The organism is Caballeronia sp. INML3B (assembly GCF_023631305.1).
GTDB lineage: Bacteria > Pseudomonadota > Gammaproteobacteria > Burkholderiales > Burkholderiaceae > Caballeronia > Caballeronia turbans.
In genome coordinates, this window is the sequence record NZ_JALQDI010000041.1 from 33,062 (window position 1) to 57,864 (window position 24,803).

Below are 24,803 nucleotides of genomic sequence, written 5' to 3' on the forward strand. Positions count from 1 at the left end.
CGCGCGCTTCGACTTCTCATACGGTTTTTTTTCATGACACTTGCCAGCACCCTCTCCGACCGCCTCGCGCATGACGACGCGGCCGTGCGCCGTCTCGCCGTGATCGAAGCCGCCGATCTCGAAGACGAAACGTGGCTGCCCTCGCTTGCCCATGCCTTGCGTCATGACGCGGATGCCAACGTGCGCCGCACGGCCGCGCAACGTCTCGGCGCATGGGATACGAACGAAGCCGTCGATGCGCTGTGCGCCGCGCTCACCGATATCGACACGGACACGCGCGAAGCCGCCGCCGAAAGCCTCGCCGCGCTGAAGGATCCGGCTGCGGGCGCCCGCCTGCTGCCGCATCTCGTTCATGCCGATGCCGATGCATACACGCGCGCAGCGCTTCTGCGTGCACTGCGCGAATTGCGCCTGCCGGAAGCGGCCGGGCCTGCGTTGAAGGCTTTGTCGGATGCGTCGCCGGTCGTAAGGCGCGAAGCTGTCGGCGTCCTCGGCTGGCTGCGTCATGCGCATGCACTGGAGCGATTGACGCAGCTTGCGCGCAGCGATACCTCGGTCGATGTGCGGCATGCCGCCGTCGGCGCGCTCGGCTTAGCCACGGACGACAGCGTGCTCGCCACGTTGACGCACGCGCTATCGGATGAAGCATGGCGCGTGCGGGAAGAAGCCGCCGCGACGCTCGGCAAACTGCGTCTCGTCGGCGCGCGCGATGCGCTCGAACGCGCGCTCGCCGACGACTACTGGCAAGTCGCGCTGCAGGCCGTGCGCGCGCTCGGACGTCTGCGCGATGTGGCGAGCACGCACGCGGTGTCACAGTTGCTCGTCTTCCCGATCAGCAACGTGCGCAAGGAGGCCGCACTCGCGCTCGGCGAACTCGGCAATGCCGATGCGCTGGCCGTCCTCGAAGCCGCGCTTCAGGACGGCGATCCGGAAGTGCGCAAGGCGGTGCGAATTGCGATCGCGCAGATCGGGGAACGATAAGCCGCACATCGCGAACCGACTGATCATTCACGGACGAGCGACTCGCGCGCAATATCAGGGTAAACATCCACTACAAGAACGTATCCAAATAGTTGGTGTACGGAGTATATTCCTCATCACACTGACGCACCGAGGAATGGAGGTCCACACCATGCAATTTCATCTGAACGGTTTCCGCGCTGGCGATCCGATGATCGAGCCCGCCGCCGAGGGCGCACCTCGGATCGGGATGCCCGACGCCGTCGACGTGCTCATCGTCGGAAGCGGGCCGGCCGGGCTCGTGCTGGCAGCGCAACTGTCGCAATTCCCGACGATTCGAACGCGCATCGTCGAACGTCGCAGCGGTCCGTTGCGCATGGGGCAGGCGGATGGCGTCGCGTGCCGCACCGTCGAGATGTTCAATGCATTCGGCCTCAGCGACCGCCTGTTGCGCGAGGCCTACTGGGTCAATGAGACGGTCTTCTGGCGGCCCGATGCGCATGATCGCGACGCAATCAGCCGTACCGGACGCGTTCAGGATACCGAAACAGGTCTCTCGGAGTTTCCGCATGTCATCGTCAATCAGGCGCGCGTGCAGGACTACCTGCTCGATGTGATGCGTCGTTCCGCGGAAAGGATCGAGCCGGACTACGATCTCGAAGCCATCGACATTCAACGCGACGAGACTGGAGAATTCCCGGTGCGGGTCACCTTGCGCCGCACCGATGCATCGCGGCTTGGCGAGCAAGTGACCGTGCGTGCGCGCTATGTCGTCGGTTGCGACGGCGCCCGCAGCGCCGTGCGCACGGCCATCGGACAAACGCTGCGCGGCGATGCCGCCAATCACGCGTGGGGCGTGATGGATGCGCTCGCTGTCACCGACTTTCCCGACATCCGGCTGAAGGCAGCGATCCAGTCCGCGAGCAAAGGCAATCTGCTCATCATTCCGCGTGAAGGCGGATATCTGGTTCGCTTCTATGTCGATCTCGGGGAGGTCACGCCGGAGAACCGCGACGGCATCAAGCAGATTTCCGTCGATCGCATCATCGAGACGGCGCAGCACATTCTGCATCCGTATTCGCTCGATGTGAAAGAAGTCGCGTGGTTCTCGGTTTATGAAGTGGGACAGCGTCTGACCGACCGTTTCGACGATGCGCTCACGGCCGACGGCACCGCTCGCGAACCGCGCGTGTTCATCGCGGGCGATGCGTGCCATACGCATAGCGCGAAAGCCGGCCAGGGCATGAACGTGTCCATGCAGGACGGCTTCAATCTCGGCTGGAAGCTCGGCGCCGTTTTGCAGGGCCAAAGCGACGCAGGCTTGTTGCGCACGTATTCGGATGAGCGCCAGCCCATCGCGAAAGCGTTGATCGACTTCGACAAAGAATGGTCGGCGATGATGGCCGCGCCGCCCAAGGATCCGAACCGGCCGGAAGCGGGCGGCGTCGATCCCGCGGAGCTTCAGGCGTATTTCGTGCGTGCGGGCCGCTACACGGCGGGCCTTGCGACCCATTACCGGCAGGGCGTGCTGACGGGCGCCGCGACTCATCAGGCACTCGCCGGGGGATTCGTGATCGGGACGCGCTTTCACTCATCGCCCGTCGTTCGCATCGCGGATGCCAAGCCGGTCCATCTCGGACACGCGGCCCGTGCGGACGGCCGCTGGCGCCTGTACGCGTTCTCGGATGCGAAGCGCAGTGCGCTTCAGGCGCTGTGCGCGCATCTCGCCACGTCGCCCGATTCCGTCTTGCGGCGCATCACACCAGAGAACGCCGATATCGACAGCGTGCTCGACTTGCGCGCGGTGCTGCAAGAGCCTCATCGTGACGTGCGTCTCGAAGACCTGCCCGCGCTTCTGCTGCCGCGCAAGGGACGGTACGGTCTCATCGACTACGAGAAGGCATTTACGAACGACGCAGCGACTGATATCTTCGGCGAGCGCGCCGTCGATCGCGAACGGGGCGCACTCGTGGTGGTCCGTCCGGATCAATACGTCGCTCATGTTCTTCCGCTGGATGCCTACGACGAACTGGCCGCGTTCTTCCGGCCGATATTCCGCATGCACTAACCCACTCCGACACTGCGAAATTGCCGATTAAAAAAGACGAGCCGCAAGCGCGCTCGACATTCACGGGCAGCCTCGTGCGCCGCGCCCAGCAGCGCCACGTAGCGGTGTGGCTCAGCGAAGTCTCCACCGAGATCACGAGCGTCCAGTACGCGGCGCTCGAAATCCTGCACAGGACGCCCGGCGTCAATCAGCGACAACTCGGCGATGAACTCGACGTGGACCGTTCGACGATCGCCGATCTGGTCGCGCGCATGGTGCGCAACGGCCTGATCGAGCGCTCCGACGATCCCGTCGACAAGCGCAGTTATGTGCTGTTCCTCACCGCAGCCGGCAAGAAACAACTGGCCGCCTTGCGCCCGCGTGTCGAGGAGGTCGAGCGCATCCTCACGGCCAGGCTGACCGCGCGCGAATGTGTGGAGTTGCGACGGTTGCTGTCGGCGCTATTGCCGCCGCGGGAATAGTGCCCGCCGGCGCGTCGCGGCGCCGGCCTCAGGGCCGGCCGTCGTGCTGAGGTGCGCGGACGTTGGCTTTCGTCACCGAACGCGATTCGGTCTTCCGCCAGCGCCGGGACGCGTTGAATTCTCACGCGGACCGGATGATTCGCGAAGATTCGGCCGACCGGCCGGGCCGTGATCCTCGCAGATCGTCGATATCGCGTGCTTGAACAGCACCTGCGACCCGCTGCTCGAATTGAGGTAGACCATGTACGTGTCGAACGACTGAATATGGCCGGTCAGCTTGATGCCGTTGACCAGAAAGATCGCGACGCGTTTGCGCTCTTTTCTGAGTGCGTTCAGAAAATCGCCTTGGATACCGGGAAGACTGTTGGACATTGATGACTCATGTTTGAACCGTACAAGAACCGTTAGCCGACGAAACTTCGTCAGCAGAGCCTGCGTCCTCGTCCGGTTGTATTTGCTCGATGAGCCATTATCGCCTTTCCGACGCGCCCGTCACCGAAAAAGAAAATCTCCGTCGTCACGAAAAGGCAAAGCGGCGCATGGCGTGACATGCGTAGGCGGCCCGTTCGGCCCGATTTTCCGCGTGCAGGCCGACGCGGCCGACACCGCGCCGAAAATCCCGCGCCGAGGCGTCAAACGACTACATTTTGTCGCCAGTCCAGTAAATTTTTCTGACAATCGACGCTTCGCACCACTTTTATCGCAGGCCGATCCGCACTAGAGCCGGTCACTCAATCGGCAGCCGTCAGTTCATCCGCTCTGGACAGAAACATTTTCAACACCGGCGATGTGTTCGACCGGCTATAGCCGATGGCGAGCTCGACGGTCGGCGCTTCGCCTTCCAGCGGGCGGCTCGCCACCGACCACGGCAGCAGATTGTTCGCGTACTCGGGCATCAGCGAAACCCCGCGCGTAGAAGCGACGAGCGACATGGCCATCGCCAGGTTGTCGACGCCATGCGCAGGCTTCGGGTCGATGCCGCTTTCCCGCAGATATTTCACGACCACATCGTGCAGCACGCGCGCCTTGTTCGATGCCATGACGAACGTCTCGCTCCGCAGGTCCGACGGACTGATCGCCGTTTTCGCCGTCAGCCGGTGGTCGCTCGGCATCAGCACGACGAGCTTCTCGCGATGGACCACGTGATAGTCGAGGTCGAGCCCCGGCTCCTTGCGCACGAACGCAAGGTCCAGCTTGCCGCGCGCCACGGCGTCGGCGAGATCGGGCGAGTAGCCGCTCGATATCGTGACGTCGATGTTCGGCAATTCATCGCGCAATACGCGCATGGCGCGCGGCAGCCACGTCATTTCCTGGCCGGTCAGAAAGCCCAGCGCGAAGACCTGCTTGGCGGGGCTCGCCGCGCGGCGCGCCGCCTCGACGGCCGCGTCGACCTGCGCAAGCGCAAGCCGTGCATGGTCGAGAAACGCCTTGCCGGATGCCGTGAGCTCGACCCCGCGCGCACTGCGGCTGAAGAGTTCCGCCCGCACTTCGTCCTCGAGATCGCGGATCTGCCTGCTGAGCGATGGCTGCGACGTGAACAGCCGCTGCTCGGCGGCGACCGTGAGGCTGCCCGTTTCCGCGACGGCAACGAAATAGCGCAGATGGCGCAGCTCCATCCTTTCTCCTGTCTTGCTCGTTCACGGGCCATGCTTTAAAGGCATGCCGGCCAGCCTACAAAGTCTTTTTTCTTTGTGCAAGCGAGGGCTAGATTCGCTGTCAGCAGTCGCATGGAGCGCGGCGAGCGCCAGCGAGGCGGTTTTGCCGCCATACGTGAAGGTTATTGCCGCGCGTCACCACAAGCCGATCAAGGAGTCTAGCCATGAATGACCTCGCCGGAAAAACCGCGCTCGTTACGGGCGCATCCCGCGGCATCGGCCGCGCCATCGCGCTCGCGCTGGGCAGCGCCGGTGCACGGGTGCTCGTGCACTACGGCAGCAACGAGGCGGCCGCCGACGCGACCGTCGCCGACATCATCGCGAGCGGCGGTCACGCGCAGAAGGTCGCCGCCGATCTGCGCAGCGCCGACGGCCCGCGCACGCTCGCCGGCCACGTGCGCGCCGCGGTCGGCGGACGGCTGGACGTGCTGGTTGCGAACGCGGGCATTGCGAAAGCCGCGAGCATCGAAGATACGACGGTCGAAGACTTCGACGCGCTCTTCGCCGTCAACGTGCGCGCGCCGTTCTTTCTTGTCCAGCAACTTCTGCCGATGCTGCGCCAGGGCAGCAGCGTCGTGCTGCTTTCGTCGCTGGCGGCGCGCGCGTCGGTCGGTGAACTGGCCGCGTATGCAGCGACGAAAGGCGCGGTCGATACGCTCGTGCGCCACTTCGCGTCCGCGCTCGGCGAGCGTGGCGTGCGCGTGAACGCGGTGGCGCCCGGCGTCGTCGAGACCGACATGTCGAGCTTCGCCAAAACCGATGAAGGACGCGACTACACGCTGAGCCTACAGGCTCTGAAGCGCGTCGCGCAACCCGATGACATCGCCGGTGCCGTGACCTTCCTCGCTTCGGACCGGGCGAGCTGGATCACGGGCGATACGCTGCGGGTCGATGGAGGATCGAAGCTCTGATCCGCGCATCCTGCTTTCATACGTTATCCGAACTATATATTCGCTAGTGAAAGTACGAGACGCCCTATCACGCGGTCGAGCCGATCCGCGATCACCTCGCGTTCTGCCCCGACCGCGTCGATTCGATCGAAGAACGTGCCTGAGAAACCGACACGAACCGTCAAATCTTGAAACTTTCCAGCGTGGCGGGATGAAACAATTCCTCCGGCTGGAGCAGGCGGCTCGACAAACCTTCCTCGTAGTGCCGCTTCAGAAAGCGCGACAGCACATGCCGGTTCGGCTCGAAACCGTACGACCAGAAATCGTGCCCCATGAGCCGCCGCGCATTGCGCAACTGTTCTTCCACGAAAGGAAGCGTCACCTTGGTCGCGGACGTGTCGCTCAGTTTTGCAAGCGCAACCGCCTTGCTCTTTTCGAAGGCTTTCGCCACCGCGCCCGGGAGCCACGGATGCTGCTCGGCGAGCGTGCGCCGCACGCCCAGCAGGTGCATGATCGGGAACAACTTCGTTCGCGTGTACCAATCGGCCGCGGCCTTCTGCGGATCGTCGTAGAGATACTTCACATTCGGATGGCCGTTCGTGAAGCACGAGGGCGCGCGCGGGCCGATCAGTGCATCGATTTCCCCGGATGCGAGCATGCCGGAGATCGTCGCGTTGTCGGGTGCATTTTCGAGTCGCACGTCGTCGGGCAGCTTGAGACCGATCTTCTCCAGACGGCCGGTTTCTTCATAGCCGCCGCGAACCCACGTCACGTCCGACGCCTTCACGCCATGATCTTCCTCCAGAAAGAGACGCGCCCACACGTTGGCCGTCAACTGGTACTCGGGCACGCCGATGCGCTTGCCCTTGAGATCGGCGGGCGTTTCGATGCCACGATCGTTGCGAACGTAAATAGAGGTATGGCGAAACGCGCGCGACGGAAAAATCGGCACGCCGATATACGGGCTCGTGCCCGCCGCCGTCTTTACGCTATAGCTCGACAAAGACAGTTCGCAGATGTCGTAATCGGCGTGACGGAACGCGCGAAAGAAGATCTCCTCCGGGTCTTGCAGCATGAAGAGCGGATCCACACCGTCGATCTGCACTTCACCGTCCACGAGCGGTCGCATGCGATCGTAGTTGCCCACCGCGACCGATAGATTGAGCTTGCCCATATTCAACTTTCCCTTGTGATTGACGTTTCTTCGCCGATGAGCACGTCGCGCTGCTCCGCGCTCGAACGCAACATCGCGAGACAGATTTCAAGCGTGCCGCGCGCCCATGCGCCGTCGTGCAGCGCAGCGGCGTTACCGCGCACGGCGGCAAAAAGTTCGTCGATGACTTCGGCGCGCGCAACCGCCGGCGCGTCGAGTTCGACACGTTCGCGCCGTTCGTCTCCGTACACGACGATGCCGTCCGGCATCGGCCGCAAATCGGCACGCTCGCATGAAACGATCAGCGGACCGAAATGCTGGTGCCTTCGCACGCCGCGGGTTTTCGACGCGGGCGTGTACGCGTCTCCGCCGTAGGTCCCTGCGGCCTTGAGCCGTGCCTCTTCTTCTCTCGACACGACCTGAGACAGCTTTCGACGGGCGGCGCCATATTCGTCCGCGCTGCGCGCCTGACCCATCTCACCGATCCAGCCGGTCCACTCGTCGGAATCGAAATGCGCATAACCGTTGTAGGAGAGCGTCGCGAATGCGCCGTTTTCGAACCACAGCGTGGCGGTGTAGGCGCCTTCGGTCGGACGCTGTGCGTCCCAGTTGCCCACTACGGCGCGGATGCGCGTCGCGCGGCTTCCCGCGAGCAGGCGCACGATGTCCACCTGATGCGCCGCCTGACTGAACACCGCGCCGCCGCCCTCGTCGGTCTTCAGTTCCTCCGGGCGTCGCGGCCGGTACAGATAGTCGGTGTAGTTGAGCGCGTGGATCATCTTCACGTCGCCGAACGCGCCCGATGCGATCAGTTCGCGCGTACGCAGATACGGCGTATCGAAGCTATGGCAATGGCCGACGATCAGATGCACGTTCGCTTCACGGCACGAGTCGATCATGTCGTCGCATTCGGCGAGCGACAGCGCCATCGGCTTTTCGACGAGCACGTGCTTGCCGTGCGATGCCGCGATCCGCGTATGCGCCGCATGAAACTGATGAGGGCTCGCGATATAGATCGCATCGATGTCAGGCCGCTGCGCGAGCGTGTCGATGTCGCGGTAAGCGGGCGCGTCGAAGTCGGCTTCGAATTGCGCGCGCGCCGTCTCGCGTGGATCGCAGGCCGCGACGAGCTGCACGCGCGCGTCGCCGAGAAACGTCGGCAGCATCAGCGAGAATGCGCGGCCCAGCCCCGCGATGCCGAGTCGGATTTTCTCCATCAGACCTGAACCTGATAGTTCGACTCGAGTTCCGTCGCAGTCTCGACCCACACCGGCTGCGCGGCGAACTGCTTCCAGTCGGTATCCTTCGGCACCATCGCCTGGAACGAGCACACGCTGCGCGGAATCGCGTTTTCGCCCGTACCGATCGCCTCTTCGCCCGCCTGGAACGCCTTCAGCGCGTCGAGCATGCGCCGGCGGAATTCGACCACGGCGACGTCGCTCGCGCCGAGCCGCTCTTCGGTGCGATCCGCGATCGGGCCCATCGTCACCCACATCGCGATGTCCTGATTTGGAAAGCCCTTGATGCCGGTGAAATTGCCCGCCTTCATGGCTTCGCGATCCTGCCAGAAACGGTTGTCGTGCGTGCGCAGCGGCCGGTAAGACGCATCGAGATCGATGCCGACCTGCTGCCCGAGAAACTTGCGCCACGTTTCGGTTTCCGGCGTCTTGTCGGGATGTCCCCACGCCATGAAATAGAACGCGGTGCTGGTGTCGTCGCACGGCACGTTGATGTTGGCGACGTTATACAGGTTGTTCGGCGGAATCAGCGCGGTGGCCGGCGCGACGAACACGGTCGAGCGCACGTAATCGTGCGTGGCCGCGTTTTGAATCGGGCGGCGCAGGGCGGCATAGCGAAAGCCGTAGCTCGTGCGATGAACCTGCAGGCGCGGCGCCTTGTCGGTCGATGGACGCAGCCAGTTCTTCGATGTCGCTTCCGCGCCGCCGACGCGCGCCGGCACGAAGTCCGACGAATGCAGGCTCGAGCTGTGCGCGGAATCGATCGCGCCTTCGAGAATCTGCGCCCAGTTGCACGGAAGAATCGCCTTCGCGATGCTCACACGCGTGTCTTCGGTCGGCGCCCACGCGGGCGGCACGAACTCGGGAATCGCGTCCTGCGGACCCATGTACGCCCAGACGAAGCCGCCCCATTCCTTCGTTTCATAGGCCTTGTGCTTCACCTTCTTCGTCATGTCGCTGCACGATGGCTCGGAAACCATTTCGATCACGTTGCCCTTCACGTCCATCTTCCAGCCGTGATAGAGGCAGCGCAGGCCGCAATCCTCGTTGCGCCCATACACGAGCGATACGCGCCGATGAGGACAGTATTCGTCCATCACGCCGACGTTGCCGTCGGTGTCCCGGAAGACGACGAGGTCTTCCCCGAACACGCGCGCCTTCACCGGTGCGCCGTCCGGCTCGCTGACTTCCTCGATGAGGCACACGGGCGTCCAGTGACGGCGCATTAGCTGACCCATCGGTGCATCGCCTTCGACACGGCACAGCAATTCATTTTCTTCATGCGTGAGCATTTACGCTTCTCCTGACCAACGTATTCAATGAGGATGTATTCAGAGGTCCAGCACGAGTTCTTCGCTCTTCGCACGCGACACGCAGATCATGATCTGGTCGCGCTTCTCGTCTTCGCCCAGCACCATGTCGCGGTGGTCCGCCACGCCCGCGCACAGCGTCGTGCGGCACGATCCGCATGTACCGCTCTCGCATGAACTCGGCGCGCGGATGCCGTTGTCGCGCAGGATTTCGAGGATCGAGCGGTCCTTCGGAATCTCGAACGAGCAACCCGAGCGCTCGAGCTTCACGCTGAAAGGCGTGTTCTGCGCCGCGCGCGACTGGTCCACGCCGAAGCTCTCGAAATGCACGCTGCCAGTCGGCCAGTGACCGGTCATGTCGCGCACGCCGTCCATCAGCGCACGCGGGCCGCAGCAGTAGACATGCGCGCCGCTGCCGGGCTTCTCGAACACCGGCCAGAAATCGAACGCGTTGGCGAGATCGCCATGATCGTGATGAATGACCACATGCGGCTTCCATTCCGCACTCGACAATTCATCGAGGAAAGCCGTCGTCTCCGGGCTGCGTGAAACGTAATAGAGCTTGAAACGCGGGCCGGCGGTGGCTTTGAGGTGACGCATCATCGACAGGACCGGCGTGATGCCGATGCCGCCCGCAACGAACACGAAGCTGCGCGCGCGCTCGCTCAGTTCGAACTCGTTGCGCGGCTCGGAGACTTCGATACGGTCCCCTTGCGCGACCTCGTCCGTCATGCTGACCGAACCGCCGCGACCCGCCGCGTCGCGCTTTACGGCGATCACGTAGCGGTCGGTTTCGGCCGGGTCGTTGCAGAGCGAGTAGTTGCGATTCGCGCCGCTCGGCACTCGCACCGTCAGATGCGCGCCCGCCGTGAAAGGCGGCAAGTCGCGCCCTGCCTCATCGCGCAGCTCGAAACGGAAGATGCCTTCCGCCACCGGGTCCTTCTTCGTCACCACGAGCGTTCTGAATGACACCTCGTTGCTGGCCGACTCGTTCATTGCACTTGCTCTCCGCTTGTCGCTCAATCGATCATCATGCCGTTTATATTAGATATCTAATCATTTAGACGCAAGCGGGTTTTCCCTGAAACGCTTTTTGCGTGAAGTGAAGCCAATGCCGCAAATGAAAACGGCGCCTTCATGACGAAGGCGCCGCCCCTGCTGCGAGAACCGATGCTTACGAATGCTTTTCCGCGTGCTCGCGCAGCGTGTTGGCCGGCACGCCGATCAGCACCGCGAGACCGCCGAGCAGTACGATCGCGGCGATGGCGGACAGACCGATGGCGAGACTGCCCGTCATCGTCTTGATCCAGCCGAGCGCGATCGGCCCGCAGAACGCGCCGACCTGACCCAGGCTGCTGATTGCACCGATGCCCGCGGCGGCTGCGTCATCGGAGAGATAGGCAGGCGGAATCGACCAGATGATGGCCGCGGCGCCGAAATATGAAATGGAGATCATGCCGAGACACACGATGGCGGCCGCGGTATTGCCCGACAGCACGGGCAGCAGAAAGCCGCCCAGCGCGCCGACGGCGGTGCACAGGAAGAAGTGCCAGCGCCGCTCGAGCGTCACGTCCGAACTGCGCGCCACCGCGAACATCCCGAGCGCGCCGATGATGTACGGCAGCGCCGACAGCAGCCCCACGTTGAGCACGTCCGACACGCCCGCCTGACGGATGATCGTCGGCGTCCAGTAGTTGAGGATCGTGCCGCACAGAGGCACCGTTCCCCAACCCGCCGCGAGGATATACACGCGAGGGTCTTTCAACGCGACGAGCAACTGGTGACTCGTGTGCTTCGCGGGTTTCTTTTCGGCGCGGTCGGCGGCGAGCGCATCGAGGATGATTTGCTTCTGCTCGTCGTCGAGCCAGCGCGCGTCTTGCGGACGATCGACGAGATAGAAGAACGCGACGATGCCCATCACCAGCGCGGGGAGGCCTTCGAGGAAAAACAGCCACTGCCAGTTCTTGTAGCCGAGCACGTCGACGAAGTTATGCAGGATCCAGCCCGACAACGGCCCGCCGATGATGCCCGCCGCGGCGATCGCCAGCAGAAAGCGCGACGTGATGCGCGCGCGCCGCGCGCCCGGATACCAGTACGTCAGGTACAGAATGATGCCGGGCCAGAAACCGGCCTCCGCCGCGCCGAGCAGAATCCGTGCGACATAGAATTGCGTCGGCGTGGTCATGAACGCCATCGCCGTGGAAATACCGCCCCACAAAATCATGATGCGCGAGATCGTCAGGCGCGCGCCGATCTTTTTGAGCCATAGCGTGCTCGGCACTTCCAGCGAGATATAGCCGATAAAAAAAAGACTCACGCCGAGCCCATATGCTGCATCGGACAAACCGAGATCCTGTTTCAAATGCAGCTGCGCGAAGCTGACGTTCACGCGGTCAAGATAGTTCAGCACCCAGCAGACGAAGATGAACGACATCAGCCGCCAGGTGACCTTGTGATACGTGGCCTCGACGCGCGCCGCGGCGGCGTCCGATTCCGACATGAATTGCGTGACTGTGGATTTGGCCACCAAACGTCTCCGATTCCCGTGCTCAAGAGGACGATGCGCCGGCGCGTGCGGTTGGACCGCGCATTCCGGGCATCTGCGCTTTTTTATTCGATATCTAATCATAATGGTAAGGAGACGAGCGGGCGGGAACAAGCTCGGGTTTGCACGGAGACGCCTGCCCGAACGCCGGACAGCAGGACGATCGGCCCAACGGCTATCATGTCGGGAATGGACCTGCTCTACTGAAAAGACACTGTCATGACACGAAAGAAGACTGTGGAAGGCGCGCCGGGAGAAACCGCGCAGATGCTGCGCCACTGGCACGAGTCCGTGCCGAACGACCGTCTTGCGCACCTCGTCAAGGACGCCGCCCGTTCGATGGTCCGTGCATTGCAGATGCGGCTCGCGGAGCATTCGGTGTCATTCGGGCACTGGACGTTCCTGCGCATCCTGTGGGAAACCGACGGCCTCACGCAGCGCGAACTCAGCGAGCAGGCGGGCGTGATGGCACCGACCACGTTCGCCGCCGTGACTGCCATGGAAAAGCTCGGGCTGGTCGAGCGTCAGCAGCGTCCCGAGAACAAGAAGAACACGCACGTGTACCTGACTGCCGAAGGCCGCGCGCTGAAAGACAAGCTCGTGCCGCTGGCGGAGGAAGTCAACGAGATCAGCGTGACGGGGCTGAGCGAACGCGATATCAAGGTCGCGCGCAAAGTGCTGCTCACGATCATCGAAAATCTGGCGGACGACGAGTCCGGCTCGACAAATCCGATGCGACGTGTGCTGTCGACTCGTGAACTCGGCAAGCTGATTGCCGAGCGTGGTGAAAGCCTGGAAGACGCTTGAGCGCGCTGTTGCGTGGCGCTTTCACGCGTTGAGGTCGCGCGTTGATCCCATGACTTGCGCCGTGCTTGCGCAACGTATCTTCGAAGAACGCAAGCGGCATCGGTTGCGGCGAACTATGTTGCGGTCCGAGTTCCGCGAGCGCCCGATCGAATCGCACGATGGTCGCCAAGTCACGCGGATAGCGCCGCGCATCGAAGCCGAGAAGGCGCCATTCGCGCGTCGCCCCGTCGAGCGACGCTCGTCGATCCGACGCCTTCGGTGCCGTGCGAGAACAGCATGTCGATTTCATCGAACGGGGCCATGCAGGCCGCGCGGCATTCACGCGGCGGGAGTCAGTGCGACCTTATCCATCCCGGCTGCCTGTGATCGAATGCAACGGGTCGAACGAGCCGTTGCGCACGCGCTCGATGAGCGCGGGCGTGATCGCACGATGGTTGGAGTTGCCCATCTTGACGGTGAGATTCTTGTTCATCGCGGCCTCGAGCAGAAAGAAGCGATCGTTCGGCGGATATACGCCGACCACCCCCAGCGTGCCCGCCTTCGCTCGTTCTGTAACGAGGTTCGCGTGGGATTCGAGCAATAGCCGCGCCCGCCTTGCGCCAGTTTTCATCGCGATGTCGGTCGCGCATGACCCTTTTTCCCTGACGATATCGCCTTCTTTTCGCATAGCAGGCCCGCTACGTGCGCGAGCCTGATGCAGTTGTCGAGTACATCACAGTACGACGTAACACCCGCTCGCGCATGGCGACCAAACCCCTGGGCGACGAAGCGGGCGGTACGTGTATTGCTCATATCACGCATCGCTCACGTTGAAGGACACAGCTCATGAAAGCGCTCATCTGGCAAGGCAAGAAAGACATCCGCTACGAAACGGTGCCCGATCCGCGCATCGAGCATCCGCGCGACGCGATCATCAAGGTGTCAACGTGCGCGATCTGCGGCTCGGATCTGCATCTGTTCGACGGCTTCATGCCCGGCATGACGTCCGGCGATGTCATGGGCCACGAATTCATGGGCGAAGTCGTCGAGGTGGGCAGCGAGAACTCCGCGCTCAAGATCGGCGAGCGCGTGGTGGTGCCGTTCACCATCATCTGCGGCGAATGCGATCAATGCAAACGCGGCAACTTCTCCGTCTGCGAGCGCAGCAACCGCAACAAGGACGAGGCCGACAAGGTCTTCGGCCACGCGACGGCGGGCCTCTTCGGCTACACACACCTGACGGGCGGCTATGCCGGCGGACAGGCCGAATATGTGCGCGTGCCGTTCGCGGACAAGACTCACGTCAAGATTCCCGATGGCCTTTCCGACGAGCAGGTGCTCTTTCTCGGCGATATCTTCCCGACCGGCTGGCAGGCGGCCGTGCAATGCGAAATCGAACCGACCGATACGGTCGCGATCTGGGGCGCGGGCCCTGTCGGACAGATGGCCGTGCGCAGCGCCATTCTGCTCGGCGCGAAGCAGGTCGTCGTGATCGATCGCGTACCGGAGCGTCTGGCGATGGCGCGCGCAGCGGGCGCCGTCACGATCGACTTCAAGGAAGAGAGCGTGCTCGATCGCCTCAAGGACCTCACGCAGGGCAAGGGACCCGAGAAGTGCATCGACGCGGTCGGCATGGAGTCGCATGCGACGCGCTCCTTCGATGCCCTCTACGATCGCGCAAAGCAGGCCGTGATGCTCGAGACCGACCGTCCGCACGTGCTGCGCGAGATGATCTATGTGTGCCGTCCCGCGGGCACGCTCTCAGTGCCCGGCGTCTATGGCGGGCTGATCGACAAGATCCCGTTCGGCGCGGCGATGAACAAGGGACTCACATGGCGCATGGGCCAGACGCACGTGAACCGCTGGACCGACGATCTCCTGCACCGCATTCAGGAAGGCCAGATCGATCCGTCCTTCGTCATCACGCACCGTGTTTCGCTCGCCGATGGCCCTGAAATGTACAAGACATTCCGTGACAAGGAGGATGGCTGCATCAAGGTCGTGCTCAAGCCGTGAAGGTCGCGCACCGCCGGGGCACGGCCATTGCGCAACGCTGCGCAGCCAACCACGGATGCGACCCTCATGCTGGTGATTTCTCCTCATCTCGACGACGCCGTGTTCAGTTGCGGCGCGGCGCTCGCCGCCTCGCCGGGCGCGGTGGTCTGCACCGTCTTCGCAGGCGCGCCCGGCGAGGCAGTCGTAACCGACTGGGACACGCAATGCGGCTTCGCCAACGCGCATCAGGCGATGCATGAGCGCCGCGCAGAAGATGCCGCCGCGCTGGTCGCGCTCGGCGCGCGTCCAGTTCATCTGAACCTTCTGGATTCCCAGTACGCGGGCGATGCCAGCGCGTCACCCGAGGAAATCGCATCGGCGCTGGCCGGCGTGATCCGCGCGAAGGCGTTGCCGACGCTTTATATACCGCTCGGTCTCTTTCATTCCGATCACCGTCTCGTGCATGACGCGTGCCGCGAGGCTTGGCGCGCCGACCCTGCGCTAACGTGCATCGCTTACGAAGACGCGCTCTATCGGCGCATGAACGGCCTCGTGCAGTCGCGCCTGGCTGAGTTGGCGCAAGACGGCATCACCGCGACGCCCGTTTCCGAGCGCATCGACACCAACGCGCTCGCACGCAATCTCGCAGCGAAGCAACGCGCTGTAAGCCGCTACGCGAGCCAGCTCCGCGCTTTCGGACCGAACGGCTACGACGACGTCTTCGCCCCCGAGCGCTGCTGGACACTTCAACCCGTGCGCCATGACCGCTGAACGAGCCATGCGTTTGGAGGGAAGTCCCGCTCGGATTTCGGTCGTCGTCCTGACTTACAACCGTGCCGATCAGGTGCTCGACACCCTTGCAAGACTTGCCGCGCTTCCCGATCGCGTCCATATCGTCGCGGTAGACAATGCCTCCACGGACGGGACAGCCGCCCGCATCGCGGCACGATTTCCCTTCGTCGAGCTCGTCGTCGCACCGGCGAACCTCGGCGCGGCCGGGCGCAACCTCGGCGTTGCGCGCGTCAGGACGGAATACGTTGCGTTCTGCGACGACGACGTCTGGTGGAGCGCAGGCTCGCTCTCGCGCGCGGTCGAGATACTCGATGCCGCGCCGCGCGTCGCGGTGTTGAATGCGCGCGTCGTCGTCGGCGCACAGGGCGCGGTCGACGAGACCTGCGAGCGTATGCGCGAAAGCCCGCTTCGCAGCGCCGTGCTGCCCGCACCCGCGCTCATCGGGTATATGGCGGGCGCATGCGTCTTTCGAACGGACGTTTTCCGGCAAGTGGGCGGCTACGAGCCAAGGCTTTTCATCGGAGGAGAGGAAACGCTCGTTTCACTCGATGTGCTATCGGCGGGCTACGAGATGATCTATATCGAGGAACTGGTCATTCACCATCACCCGTCTGCGCTGCGCGACAGCGCACAGCGGCGCAGGCTGCTCGCGCGCAACGCCGCATGGGTGGCCTGGATGCGTCTGCCGCTGCCCGAAGCACTGAGCGCCACGCTCGACGCGCTCCAGACGATGCTCACCGAACGCTCGCCGTTGCGTGACGTGCCTTTGCTCATCGCCAGCATTGCATGGGCGCTGAGCAAGCGGCGTGTGATCGGCGAACGCGTGCGGTCCATGCGGCAACTCGTCCTCGACGACGACGCGCGCCGCGAGGCAGAGACAGACGAGCCACGCCCTTTCCGTTCTACACGCATCGAGTAAAAGCGTCCATGTCTCGCGCGTCGGACCAAACGATATTTGGTTCGTCTCGCAACGAACCGCAAATCGTTTCGTAGTTCTTTCGACCAGCACAACGAGTGGCACGTCGAATGCTGAAAGCCGATGACTGATCCACGCGATTGTGCACCGTGCACGCGCGCCGATGGGGATCGTATGACAAGGGGGCTCCCGTGAAAATCGCATTGATCAGTGAACATGCTTCGCCGTTGGCTGTTGCCGGCGGCGTGGACAGTGGCGGCCAGAACATCTATGTAGCGAATGTCGCGCGCCAGCTCGTGCGCATCGGTCACGATGTCGACGTGTTCACGCGCTGCGATCGCTCCTTATTGCCGCTCGTCTCACGCTTCGAAAACATCCGCGTGATAAACGTACCGGCAGGGCCGCCCGTGCAACTGCCAAAGGAGCAGCTTCTACCGTACATGGACGCGTTCGCGAGCTTCATGATCGACTTCATGAAGAAAGAAGCGCAGCCGTATGCGATCGTGCATGCGAATTTCTTCATGTCGGGCGTCGTTGGTTTGCGCATCAAGGATGCGTTAGGCATTCCGCTCGTCACGACGTTTCATGCGCTCGGGCGCGTGAGACGGCTGCATCAGGGCCAATCGGACGGCTTTCCGAATGCCCGCTTCGAGATCGAGGACGAACTGGTAAGGCGTTCCGACTCGGTGATTGCCGAATGCCCGCAGGACGAAAACGACCTGATCCATCTCTACGATGCCGATCCCGCCCGCATCGATCTCGTGCCGTGCGGTTTCGACCGTGTCGAGTTTCACCCGCTGGACAAAGCAGCGGCAAGAGAACGTCTCGGCTGGCCGCAGGACCGCTTCATCGTGCTGCAACTCGGGCGCATGGTGCCACGCAAGGGCGTCGACAACGTAGTGCGCGCGCTCAGCGTGTGCCGTTCGGAACATGGCGAAAGCGCCGAACTTTACGTGGTCGGCGGCAATTCCGACGAGGCCAACGAGATCGCGACACCGGAGATCGTTCGTCTGCGTGGCATCGCGCGCGAATGCGGCGTCGAGACGCATGTGCATTTCGCCGGCCGTCATGGACGCGCCGAGCTGAAGCACTTCTATAACGCGGCCGACGTATTCGTGACGACGCCGTGGTACGAGCCCTTCGGCATTACGCCGCTGGAGGCGATGGCGTGCGGCAGGCCGGTCATCGGCGCGGACGTGGGCGGTATCCGCTATTCGGTTGCGCACGGTGAAACGGGTTTGCTCGTCCCGCCGAAAGATCCCGCCGCGCTCGCACATGCGATCGCCGTGCTCAAACGCGATCCGGCGCTCGCGCGCCGCATGGGCGAAGCGGGCCTTGCACGCGCCAGCGCGATGTTCACCTGGTCGAATGTCGCGCAGGCGCTCGCGGACGTCTATGCGCGCGTGAGCGGCGAGGACGCGCAGGCCGCGGCGCGCGTGGCAATGGGCGGAGCGTCGCGATGACGTCCTTGCCCCCGATGCCGCGCGCCGCCATCTTCATCGACAAGGACGGCACCCTGCTCGAAGACGTGCCCTGGAATGTCGATCCCAAGATGATGCGTCTTGCCCCCGGCGCGTTCGATGCGCTGCGTCTGTTCGCCTCGCGCGGCGTGCCGCTTTTCGTCGTCAGCAACCAGAGCGGCGTGGCACTCGGCAAGTTCGAACGGCATGCGCTCGATGGCGTCGAGACCCGTATGCACGAACTCGCAGCCGAAGCGGGCGCCGCAATCGAGGGCGTCTATTGGTGTCCGCACCATCCGCAAGGCATCGTCGCTGAATTCACGCGTGTTTGCGAATGCCGCAAGCCCGCGCCCGGCATGCTGCTGCGCGCGGCGCGCGAGCATCGCCTCGATTTGTCGCGAAGCTGGTTCATCGGCGACATACTCGATGACGTCGAAGCGGGCAGGCGCGCGGGCTGCCGCAGCGTGCTCATCGATAACGGCAACGAGACCGAATGGCTGCGCGGCCCGGGACGCGAGCCGGATATCGTCGTGAGGGACATGCACGAAGCTGCGATAGCCATCGTCAACGCGGAGTGTCCGGCATGAAGCGCGACCCGGTAGATTCATCGACGTTGCCTCCGGTCGTCGCGGCGCATGCGCGCAAAAGCGCGGCGAATCAGGCGCGTGACTGGGGCGCGGACGTGAAGCGCATTCTTTGCATCCGGCTCGACAACCTCGGCGATGTGCTGATGACCACGCCCGCGCTGCACGCCTTGCGCACGGCGCAGCCCGGGCGCCATCTGACCTTGCTCGCATCGCGCGCGGGCAAGGCGGCAGCGCCCTTCATCGATGCGATCGACGACGTGATCGAATACGACGCGCCGTGGGTCAAGCAGGATGCGCCTATCGACGCCCTTGTGGATCTCGCGATGCGCGCGCGTCTCAACGCGGCGCATTTCGATGCAGCCGTGATCTTCAGCGTATACAGCCAGAACCCGCTGCCCGCCGCGATGCTGTGCCATCTCGCCGGCATTGCGCTGCGGCTCGCGCATTGTCGCGAGAACCCCTATGGACTTCTGACCGACTGGGTGCCCGAGACCGAGCCGCAGCAAGGCACGCGGCATGAAGTCGAACGTCAGCTCGCGCTCGTCGAACGAGTCGGCGCGCGCACGTCGGATACGCGCATGCGCTTCAACGTGCGGCCCGAGGATGCGATGTCGCTTGCACAAAAGCTGCGCGCGCGTGATGTCGATCTCCATGCGCCATTCGTCGTGGTGCATCCGGGCGCAAGCGCTGCATCCCGTCGATATCCGGTCGAGCGTTTCGCGCAAGTGATCGAGCGATTGCGCACGCAGCTTCAATGGCCGGTGCTCGTCACCGGCTCACGCAGCGAAGGCGCGCTGTGCCGCGATGCATGCGCTGCAAATCCAGGCGCGATAGACCTGTCGGGCGCGCTAGAACTCGGCGAACTCGCCGCATTGATTCAACGCGCGCGCGTGCTCGTATCGAATAACAGCGGCCCGGTGCATCTTGCGTCGGCGCTCGGCACGCCCGTCGTCGATCTGTATGCGCTCACGAATCCGCAGCACATGCCGTGGCAAACGCCGCATCGCGTGCTCTATCACGACGTGCCTTGCCGCTGGTGCTATCGCAGCGTGTGCCCCGAAGGACATCACGCGTGCCTCGCAGGCGTCGGCGTGGATGAAGTCGTGTCGGCGGTGCTCGAACTGATCGAAACACATCCCTTGCATATCAACTCGTCAATACGGACCGGCTAACCATGTACACACTTGGAATCAATGCCGTTTATCACGACAGTGCGGCTGCGCTCGTCAAGGACGGCGTCGTCGTCGCGGCGGCCGAGGACGAACGCTTCACGCACGTCAAGCATGCCAAGCGCCCCGTGCCGTTCTCGACGTGGCAGCTTCCATTCGATGCAATCGACTATTGCCTGAAGGAAGCGGGCATCGAACTGGCCGATGTCGATCACGTCGCGTATTCATACGATCCGCAACTGTTTTCGGGCATGCCGAAGGAGGTGAAAGCGAGCATCGCGTTACCGATGATGCCGTCGGCTCAGCCCAGCAACAATCCTTCTGAATCGCCGTGGGACCCCTTGTTTCTCAGCTATATCGTCAACGCGAAGGCGCAGTTGCTCGACGGCGCGCCGCATCATCTGAAACGGCGCTTTGCAAGCGGCGGACGCGCGCCGCGCTTTGCATGGCACCACGTCGATCATCATCTCTGTCATGAAGCCAGCGCGTTCCTCGCGGCGCCCTTCGACGACACCGCCGTCCTCACGATGGACGGACGCGGCGAAGGCGTCACGACGAGCCTCGGCCAATTCGTGAACGGCGAGTATCGGCGGCTGAAGCAAGTGGAGCTGCCGCATTCGCTCGGCTTGCTTTATGAAGCCGTGACGGGCTATCTCGGCTTTCTTCACTCGTCCGACGAATACAAGGTAATGGCGCTCGCGTCGTTCGGCAAGCCCGCTTACGTCGACCAGTTTCGGGAAATCGTGAAGTATCGGCACGATGGCAGCTATACCGTGGATGCACCGCGTCTCGTCGAACGATTCGGTCCTCCGCGCGAACGTGGCGGCCCGCTCACACAGCATCATTTCGATATCGCGCATTCGCTGCAAGTGGTGCTCGAAGAAACCGCGCTCGAACTCGCGAAGTGGCTTCATGAGCGCACCGGTTTGCCGAATCTCGCGATGGCGGGCGGCGTCGCGCTCAACTGCGTGATGAACGCGCGGCTGCGCGATCGCGGACCCTTCGAGGAAATCTGGGTACAACCCGCCGCCGGCGACGCCGGCACGGCACTCGGCGCCGCGTTGTGGACCGACTATCGCGAGCGTGCCAAAGCGGGCGATGTCAGCCGCAAGTGGCGCATGGACCACGCTTATCTCGGCCCCGAATACGGCGATGAAGAGATCGAAGCGTTCCTGAAATGGACGCGCGCACCTTATCGCAAGCTCACGAACATCGCTGAAGAAACCGCCGACATTCTCGCGCAGAACCGCGTGATCGGCTGGTATCAGGGTCGCACGGAGTTCGGGCCGCGGGCGCTCGGCGCGCGCTCGATTCTCGCCTCGCCGCTCGACGCGTCGATGCAGGCGCGTCTCAATGAAATCAAGGACCGCGAGGATTTTCGTCCGGTGGCGCCCGTCGTAATGGAAGAGCATGCGGCCGACTGGTTCGTCGATGCGCGCGTCGCACCGTTCATGCTGTTCGTGTTCGACGTGCGTGACGAGATGAAAGCACGCATACCGGCCGTCACGCATATCGACGGCACGGCCCGTGTGCAGACCGTCAATCGTGCGCAGCATGCGCTCTATTACGACCTGATCGCCGCGTTCAAGGCGCGCACCGGCGTGCCGGTCCTCGTCAACACGTCGTTCAATACGCGCGGCGAGCCGATGGTAAACACACCGCGCGATGCGCTCGAATCGTTCTGGACGTCACCGCTCGATGCGCTCGTGATCGGTTCATTTCTCATCGAGAAGCCGGGGGCGCGCGCATGAGCACGTATGCCGGTCTGTTCGAAAACGCGGAGATGAACGCGACGGCGGCGCCCGTTCCATCACGCGACGGTTTCATCCCCGACGTGTCGGTGATCGTGCCGACCTATCGCCGTCCCGCGATGCTCGAGCGCTGCGTGTGCGCCATTGCCGCGCAAACATACGATGCGTCGCGCTACGAGATCATCGTATGCGACGACGGACCCGACGAAGCAACGAAGGCATGCGTGCAGCGTCTTGCCGCCTTGCATGCGCCAAGCGGGCCGAAAATCCGCTATGTACCGGTGACGGCGACGCAAGGCCCGGCGGGCGCACGCAACGCGGGCTGGCGCGCATCGCTTGCAAGACGCATCGCGTTCACCGACGACGACACCATCCCCGATCCGCAATGGCTCACGAACGGCATGCGCGCGCTCGATGCCGGCGCGGACGCCGTCTCAGGGCGTATCGTCGTGCCGCTGCCGAAGCGCCCGACCGACTACGAACTCGACGCGGCCGGACTCGCGAACGCGGAGTTCGCGACCGCCAATGCGTTCGCAACACGCGCCGCACTCGAACGCACGGGCGGATTCGATGCGCGCTACACGTCCGCATGGCGTGAAGACTCCGATCTGCACTTCGCGTTGATGCGAGCGGGACTCGTCATCGCACGCGCCGACGATGCGATGGTGCTGCATCCCGTGCGGCCCGCGCGCTGGGGCGTGAGCCTGTCGCAGCAGAAGAAGAGTCAGTTCGACGCATTGCTCTACAAGAAACATCGCACGCTGTTTCGCGAGCGGATACGGCGCCATCCGCCGCTTCTCTACTATGCGATGCTCGCGGCACTCGTGGCGGCGGTCGTATCGCTGGCGGCGGGCGCATCGCAAGTTGCAATCGTCGCGGCGCTCGCATGGATCGCGATGACGATCTGGTTCTGCATGCAACGCCTCAGGACTACCGCGCGCACGCCAGCGCACATCGCGGAGATGTTTTGCACGTCGGCGATCATTCCGTTTCTGTCGATCTACTGGCGCATTCGCGGCGCGTTCAAGTTCAGGGTGTTCTTTTTATGAACATCGAGCCGGTCGAACGCATCGTCGTTTTTCGCGCGCTGCAACTCGGCGACATGCTGTGCGCCGTGCCGGCGTTGCGCGCGTTGCGGCAGGCGTTTCCGCATGCTCGTATCGCACTGGCCGGCTTGCCCTGGGCCGCGCGTTTCGTCGAGCGGTACGGGCATCTGCTCGATGAGCTGATCGTGTTTCCCGGTGCCATCGGCTTTCCCGAACAGGAAGAGACCGATGCGCATCTTCCCGCGTTTCTGCACGCGCTGCGTGAGCGGCGCTTCGATCTCGCGATTCAGTTGCACGGCAGCGGCGGCGTCGCGAACGACATCGTCGAGGGCATGGGTGCACATCTGAACGCGGGCTTTCGGAAGCCCGATGAAGCCATGCGCGAAGGCGTTTTCATGCCGTGGCCCGATGACTTGCCCGAGCCCGCGCGATACACCGCCTTGATGGAACGTCTCGGCATCGACGTTCGCACGCTCGATCTCGAGATCCCGCTGACCGATGACGACGAACGCGAATGCAATGCGCTCGTCGATGCCTGTGCGATAGACCAGGACAAGCTCATCGTCGTGCATCCGGGCGCGCAGTTGCCTTCGCGCCGATGGCCCGTCGAACGCTTCGGCGAAGTGGCGCGCGCGCTATCGGACGCGGGCTGGCAGGTTGCCATCACCGGCAGCGCGGGCGAAGCGCATCTCACCGCATGCGTGACACGCGACGCCGGCGCGCATGCCATCGATCTCGCCGGGCGGACGTCGCTCGGAGCGCTGGCCGCGCTAGTCGCGCGGGCAAGGCTCATCGTCTGCAATGACACAGGGCTCTCGCATGTCGCCGCGGCGATGCGCACGCCGAGCGTCGTGATTGCATCGGGCAGCGATACGCGGCGCTGGGCACCACTCGATCACACGCGTCATCGTGTGCTCGCAGACTGGCCCGCATGTCGGCCCTGTGCCTTCCGCGAATGCCCTTACCACCACGAATGCGCGCTGAACGTAAGCGTGCAAAGCGTGCTCGATGTCGCATTCGCACATCTGCAGGAGGCGGTTTTTCATGCCCACGACTAGTTCACGGCGCCTGCGAGTGCTCACATGGCATATCCACGGCAATTACCTGTATTACCTGAGCCAGGCGCCGCACGACTTCTATCTCGTCACGCGCCCCGGCTATCCGCCCGGATACGCGGGCACGGCGGGCGCGTTGCCCTTCGGGGCGAACGTGCATGAAATGCCGGCGAGCGAGGTGCCGTCGCAGTCATTCGACGTCGTCCTCTTTCAGCACAAACGACAATGGGACGATGACCGTCTCAACCTTCTCACCGACGCGCAACGGCGCCTGCCGCGTGTCTATATCGAACACGATCCGCCGCAGGAAAATCCCTTCGAGCAGAAGCACTGGGTGCAGGAGCGCGACACGCTGCTCGTGCATGTCACGCACTTCAACCGGCTGATGTGGGACAGCGGCGACACCCCGACGCGCGTCATCGAACATGGCGTGGTGGTGCCGGAACACGTGCGCTACAGCGGTGAGCTGGAGCGCGGCATCGCGGTGATCAATCATCTGCGTCAGCGCGGCAGGCGACTCGGGAACGATGTCTATGCGCAGGCCGCCGCGTGCGTGCCGCTCGATCTCGTTGGCATGGACGCGCAATCGGCGGGCGGGGTCGGCGAGATCGGCAACCTGGAGCTTGCGGCGTTCAGCGCCAGATATCGCTTCTTCTTCAACCCGATTCGCTGGACGAGTCTCGGGCTTGCGATCGTCGAGGCGATGACGATCGGCATGCCGATCGTCGGACTCGCGACGACCGAACTCGCCACCGTGATCCGCAACGGTGAGAACGGCTTCGTCCATACGGATACGCATGCGCTCATCGACGCCATGCAGCAGATGCTGCGCGATCCCGCTGAAGCACGGCGTCTCGGCGAAGGCGCTCGACGGACTGCGCTCGAACGCTTTCACATCGCCCGCTTCGCCCGCGACTGGGACGAAGCGCTACGCCACGTATGCAGCTAGCACGCATCATCACGGGA

General features: G+C 63.6%; 22 protein-coding genes and 1 pseudogene. 15 read left to right on the forward strand and 8 right to left on the reverse strand.

The features are described 5' to 3' along the window. Window positions 1-33 precede the first annotated feature (33 nt). The 3 genes from NCS58_RS19570 to NCS58_RS19580 all read left to right on the forward strand — a co-directional run bounded on the left by NCS58_RS19570 (window position 34) and on the right by NCS58_RS19580 (window position 3,489). The gene (locus NCS58_RS19570) at window positions 34-981 is read left to right on the forward strand and encodes a HEAT repeat domain-containing protein (protein WP_061118002.1); all 948 of its coding nucleotides are present in this window, start codon (window positions 34-36) and stop codon (window positions 979-981) included. A 151-nt stretch (window positions 982-1,132) separates the two neighbouring features. After that, complete coding sequence (locus tag NCS58_RS19575; protein WP_061118135.1) at window positions 1,133-3,028, forward strand: FAD-binding monooxygenase; 1,896 nt, start codon at window positions 1,133-1,135, stop codon at window positions 3,026-3,028. 20 nt (window positions 3,029-3,048) lie between these two features. Continuing rightward, window positions 3,049-3,489 carry a MarR family winged helix-turn-helix transcriptional regulator gene (locus NCS58_RS19580; RefSeq protein ID WP_061118001.1) on the forward strand — a complete coding sequence of 147 codons (441 nt, stop codon included), beginning with the start codon at window positions 3,049-3,051 and terminating at the stop codon, window positions 3,487-3,489. Window positions 3,490-3,561: 72 nt separating this feature from the next. Here NCS58_RS19580 and hfq read toward each other — a convergent pair whose 3' ends face one another. Next, the gene (hfq, locus tag NCS58_RS34490; RefSeq protein ID WP_061118000.1) at window positions 3,562-3,861 is read right to left on the reverse strand and encodes an RNA chaperone Hfq; all 300 of its coding nucleotides are present in this window, start codon (window positions 3,859-3,861) and stop codon (window positions 3,562-3,564) included. Between the two features lie 359 nt (window positions 3,862-4,220). Further along, window positions 4,221-5,105 (reverse strand): LysR family transcriptional regulator, encoded by an 885-nt coding sequence (locus tag NCS58_RS19590; protein WP_061117999.1) that lies wholly within the window; start codon window positions 5,103-5,105, stop codon window positions 4,221-4,223. Between the two features lie 203 nt (window positions 5,106-5,308). On the opposite strand from NCS58_RS19590, the gene NCS58_RS19595 reads away from it, so the two are divergent. Next, the gene (locus NCS58_RS19595; RefSeq protein WP_061117998.1) at window positions 5,309-6,055 is read left to right on the forward strand and encodes an SDR family NAD(P)-dependent oxidoreductase; all 747 of its coding nucleotides are present in this window, start codon (window positions 5,309-5,311) and stop codon (window positions 6,053-6,055) included. A 160-nt stretch (window positions 6,056-6,215) separates the two neighbouring features. On the opposite strand, the gene NCS58_RS19600 is transcribed toward NCS58_RS19595, so the two are convergent. From NCS58_RS19600 to NCS58_RS19620, 5 genes are all read right to left on the reverse strand, one after another. Continuing rightward, window positions 6,216-7,208 carry an ABC transporter substrate-binding protein gene (locus NCS58_RS19600; protein ID WP_250477467.1) on the reverse strand — a complete coding sequence of 331 codons (993 nt, stop codon included), beginning with the start codon at window positions 7,206-7,208 and terminating at the stop codon, window positions 6,216-6,218. Between the two features lie 2 nt (window positions 7,209-7,210). Continuing rightward, the gene (locus NCS58_RS19605; RefSeq protein ID WP_061117996.1) at window positions 7,211-8,404 is read right to left on the reverse strand and encodes a Gfo/Idh/MocA family protein; all 1,194 of its coding nucleotides are present in this window, start codon (window positions 8,402-8,404) and stop codon (window positions 7,211-7,213) included. After that, window positions 8,404-9,717 (reverse strand): Rieske 2Fe-2S domain-containing protein, encoded by a 1,314-nt coding sequence (locus NCS58_RS19610; protein ID WP_061117995.1) that lies wholly within the window; start codon window positions 9,715-9,717, stop codon window positions 8,404-8,406. Before NCS58_RS19610 ends, NCS58_RS19605 begins: the two co-directional genes overlap by 1 nt. A 39-nt stretch (window positions 9,718-9,756) precedes the next feature. Continuing rightward, window positions 9,757-10,731, reverse strand: coding sequence for a PDR/VanB family oxidoreductase (locus tag NCS58_RS19615; RefSeq protein WP_061117994.1), 975 nt, complete (start codon window positions 10,729-10,731; stop codon window positions 9,757-9,759). Between the two features lie 178 nt (window positions 10,732-10,909). Further along, on the reverse strand, window positions 10,910-12,235 hold the full coding sequence (locus tag NCS58_RS19620) for an MFS transporter (RefSeq protein WP_061117993.1): 1,326 nt from the start codon (window positions 12,233-12,235) through the stop codon (window positions 10,910-10,912). A gap of 264 nt (window positions 12,236-12,499) precedes the next feature. Here NCS58_RS19620 and NCS58_RS19625 point away from each other — a divergent pair, with 264 nt between their 5' ends. Continuing rightward, the gene (locus NCS58_RS19625) at window positions 12,500-13,087 is read left to right on the forward strand and encodes a MarR family winged helix-turn-helix transcriptional regulator (RefSeq protein WP_061117992.1); all 588 of its coding nucleotides are present in this window, start codon (window positions 12,500-12,502) and stop codon (window positions 13,085-13,087) included. A gap of 361 nt (window positions 13,088-13,448) precedes the next feature. Here NCS58_RS19625 and NCS58_RS19630 read toward each other — a convergent pair. After that, a pseudogene (locus NCS58_RS19630) lies at window positions 13,449-13,631 on the reverse strand (glutathione-dependent formaldehyde dehydrogenase); the annotation flags it as partial. A 281-nt stretch (window positions 13,632-13,912) separates the two neighbouring features. Here NCS58_RS19630 and NCS58_RS19635 point away from each other — a divergent pair. From NCS58_RS19635 to NCS58_RS19680, 10 genes are all read left to right on the forward strand, one after another. Further along, on the forward strand, window positions 13,913-15,082 hold the full coding sequence (locus NCS58_RS19635) for a zinc-dependent alcohol dehydrogenase (protein ID WP_061117990.1): 1,170 nt from the start codon (window positions 13,913-13,915) through the stop codon (window positions 15,080-15,082). A gap of 66 nt (window positions 15,083-15,148) precedes the next feature. Further along, window positions 15,149-15,832, forward strand: a complete 684-nt coding sequence (locus NCS58_RS19640) for a PIG-L deacetylase family protein (protein WP_250538859.1) — start codon at window positions 15,149-15,151, stop codon at window positions 15,830-15,832. A 7-nt stretch (window positions 15,833-15,839) separates the two neighbouring features. Beyond that, entirely contained in the window at window positions 15,840-16,772 is a 933-nt protein-coding gene (locus tag NCS58_RS19645; RefSeq protein WP_061117988.1) for a glycosyltransferase family 2 protein, read from the forward strand. 188 nt (window positions 16,773-16,960) lie between these two features. Beyond that, the gene (locus tag NCS58_RS19650; protein WP_061117987.1) at window positions 16,961-18,232 is read left to right on the forward strand and encodes a glycosyltransferase family 1 protein; all 1,272 of its coding nucleotides are present in this window, start codon (window positions 16,961-16,963) and stop codon (window positions 18,230-18,232) included. 14 nt (window positions 18,233-18,246) lie between these two features. After that, window positions 18,247-18,816 (forward strand): HAD-IIIA family hydrolase, encoded by a 570-nt coding sequence (locus NCS58_RS19655; protein WP_061117986.1) that lies wholly within the window; start codon window positions 18,247-18,249, stop codon window positions 18,814-18,816. Then, window positions 18,813-19,988 (forward strand): glycosyltransferase family 9 protein, encoded by a 1,176-nt coding sequence (locus NCS58_RS19660; RefSeq protein WP_250538860.1) that lies wholly within the window; start codon window positions 18,813-18,815, stop codon window positions 19,986-19,988. The genes NCS58_RS19655 and NCS58_RS19660 overlap by 4 nt, the downstream gene beginning before the upstream one ends. A 2-nt stretch (window positions 19,989-19,990) precedes the next feature. Further along, entirely contained in the window at window positions 19,991-21,736 is a 1,746-nt protein-coding gene (locus tag NCS58_RS19665) for a carbamoyltransferase C-terminal domain-containing protein (protein ID WP_061117984.1), read from the forward strand. A 32-nt stretch (window positions 21,737-21,768) separates the two neighbouring features. Continuing rightward, complete coding sequence (locus NCS58_RS19670; RefSeq protein WP_061118134.1) at window positions 21,769-22,785, forward strand: glycosyltransferase family 2 protein; 1,017 nt, start codon at window positions 21,769-21,771, stop codon at window positions 22,783-22,785. Beyond that, window positions 22,782-23,840, forward strand: a complete 1,059-nt coding sequence (locus NCS58_RS19675) for a glycosyltransferase family 9 protein (RefSeq protein ID WP_250538861.1) — start codon at window positions 22,782-22,784, stop codon at window positions 23,838-23,840. Before NCS58_RS19670 ends, NCS58_RS19675 begins: the two co-directional genes overlap by 4 nt. Beyond that, window positions 23,827-24,786: a glycosyltransferase family 4 protein gene (locus NCS58_RS19680; RefSeq protein WP_061117982.1), complete on the forward strand. Its 960-nt coding sequence runs from the start codon at window positions 23,827-23,829 to the stop codon at window positions 24,784-24,786. The genes NCS58_RS19675 and NCS58_RS19680 overlap by 14 nt, the downstream gene beginning before the upstream one ends. The last annotated feature ends 17 nt before the right edge of the window (window positions 24,787-24,803 follow it).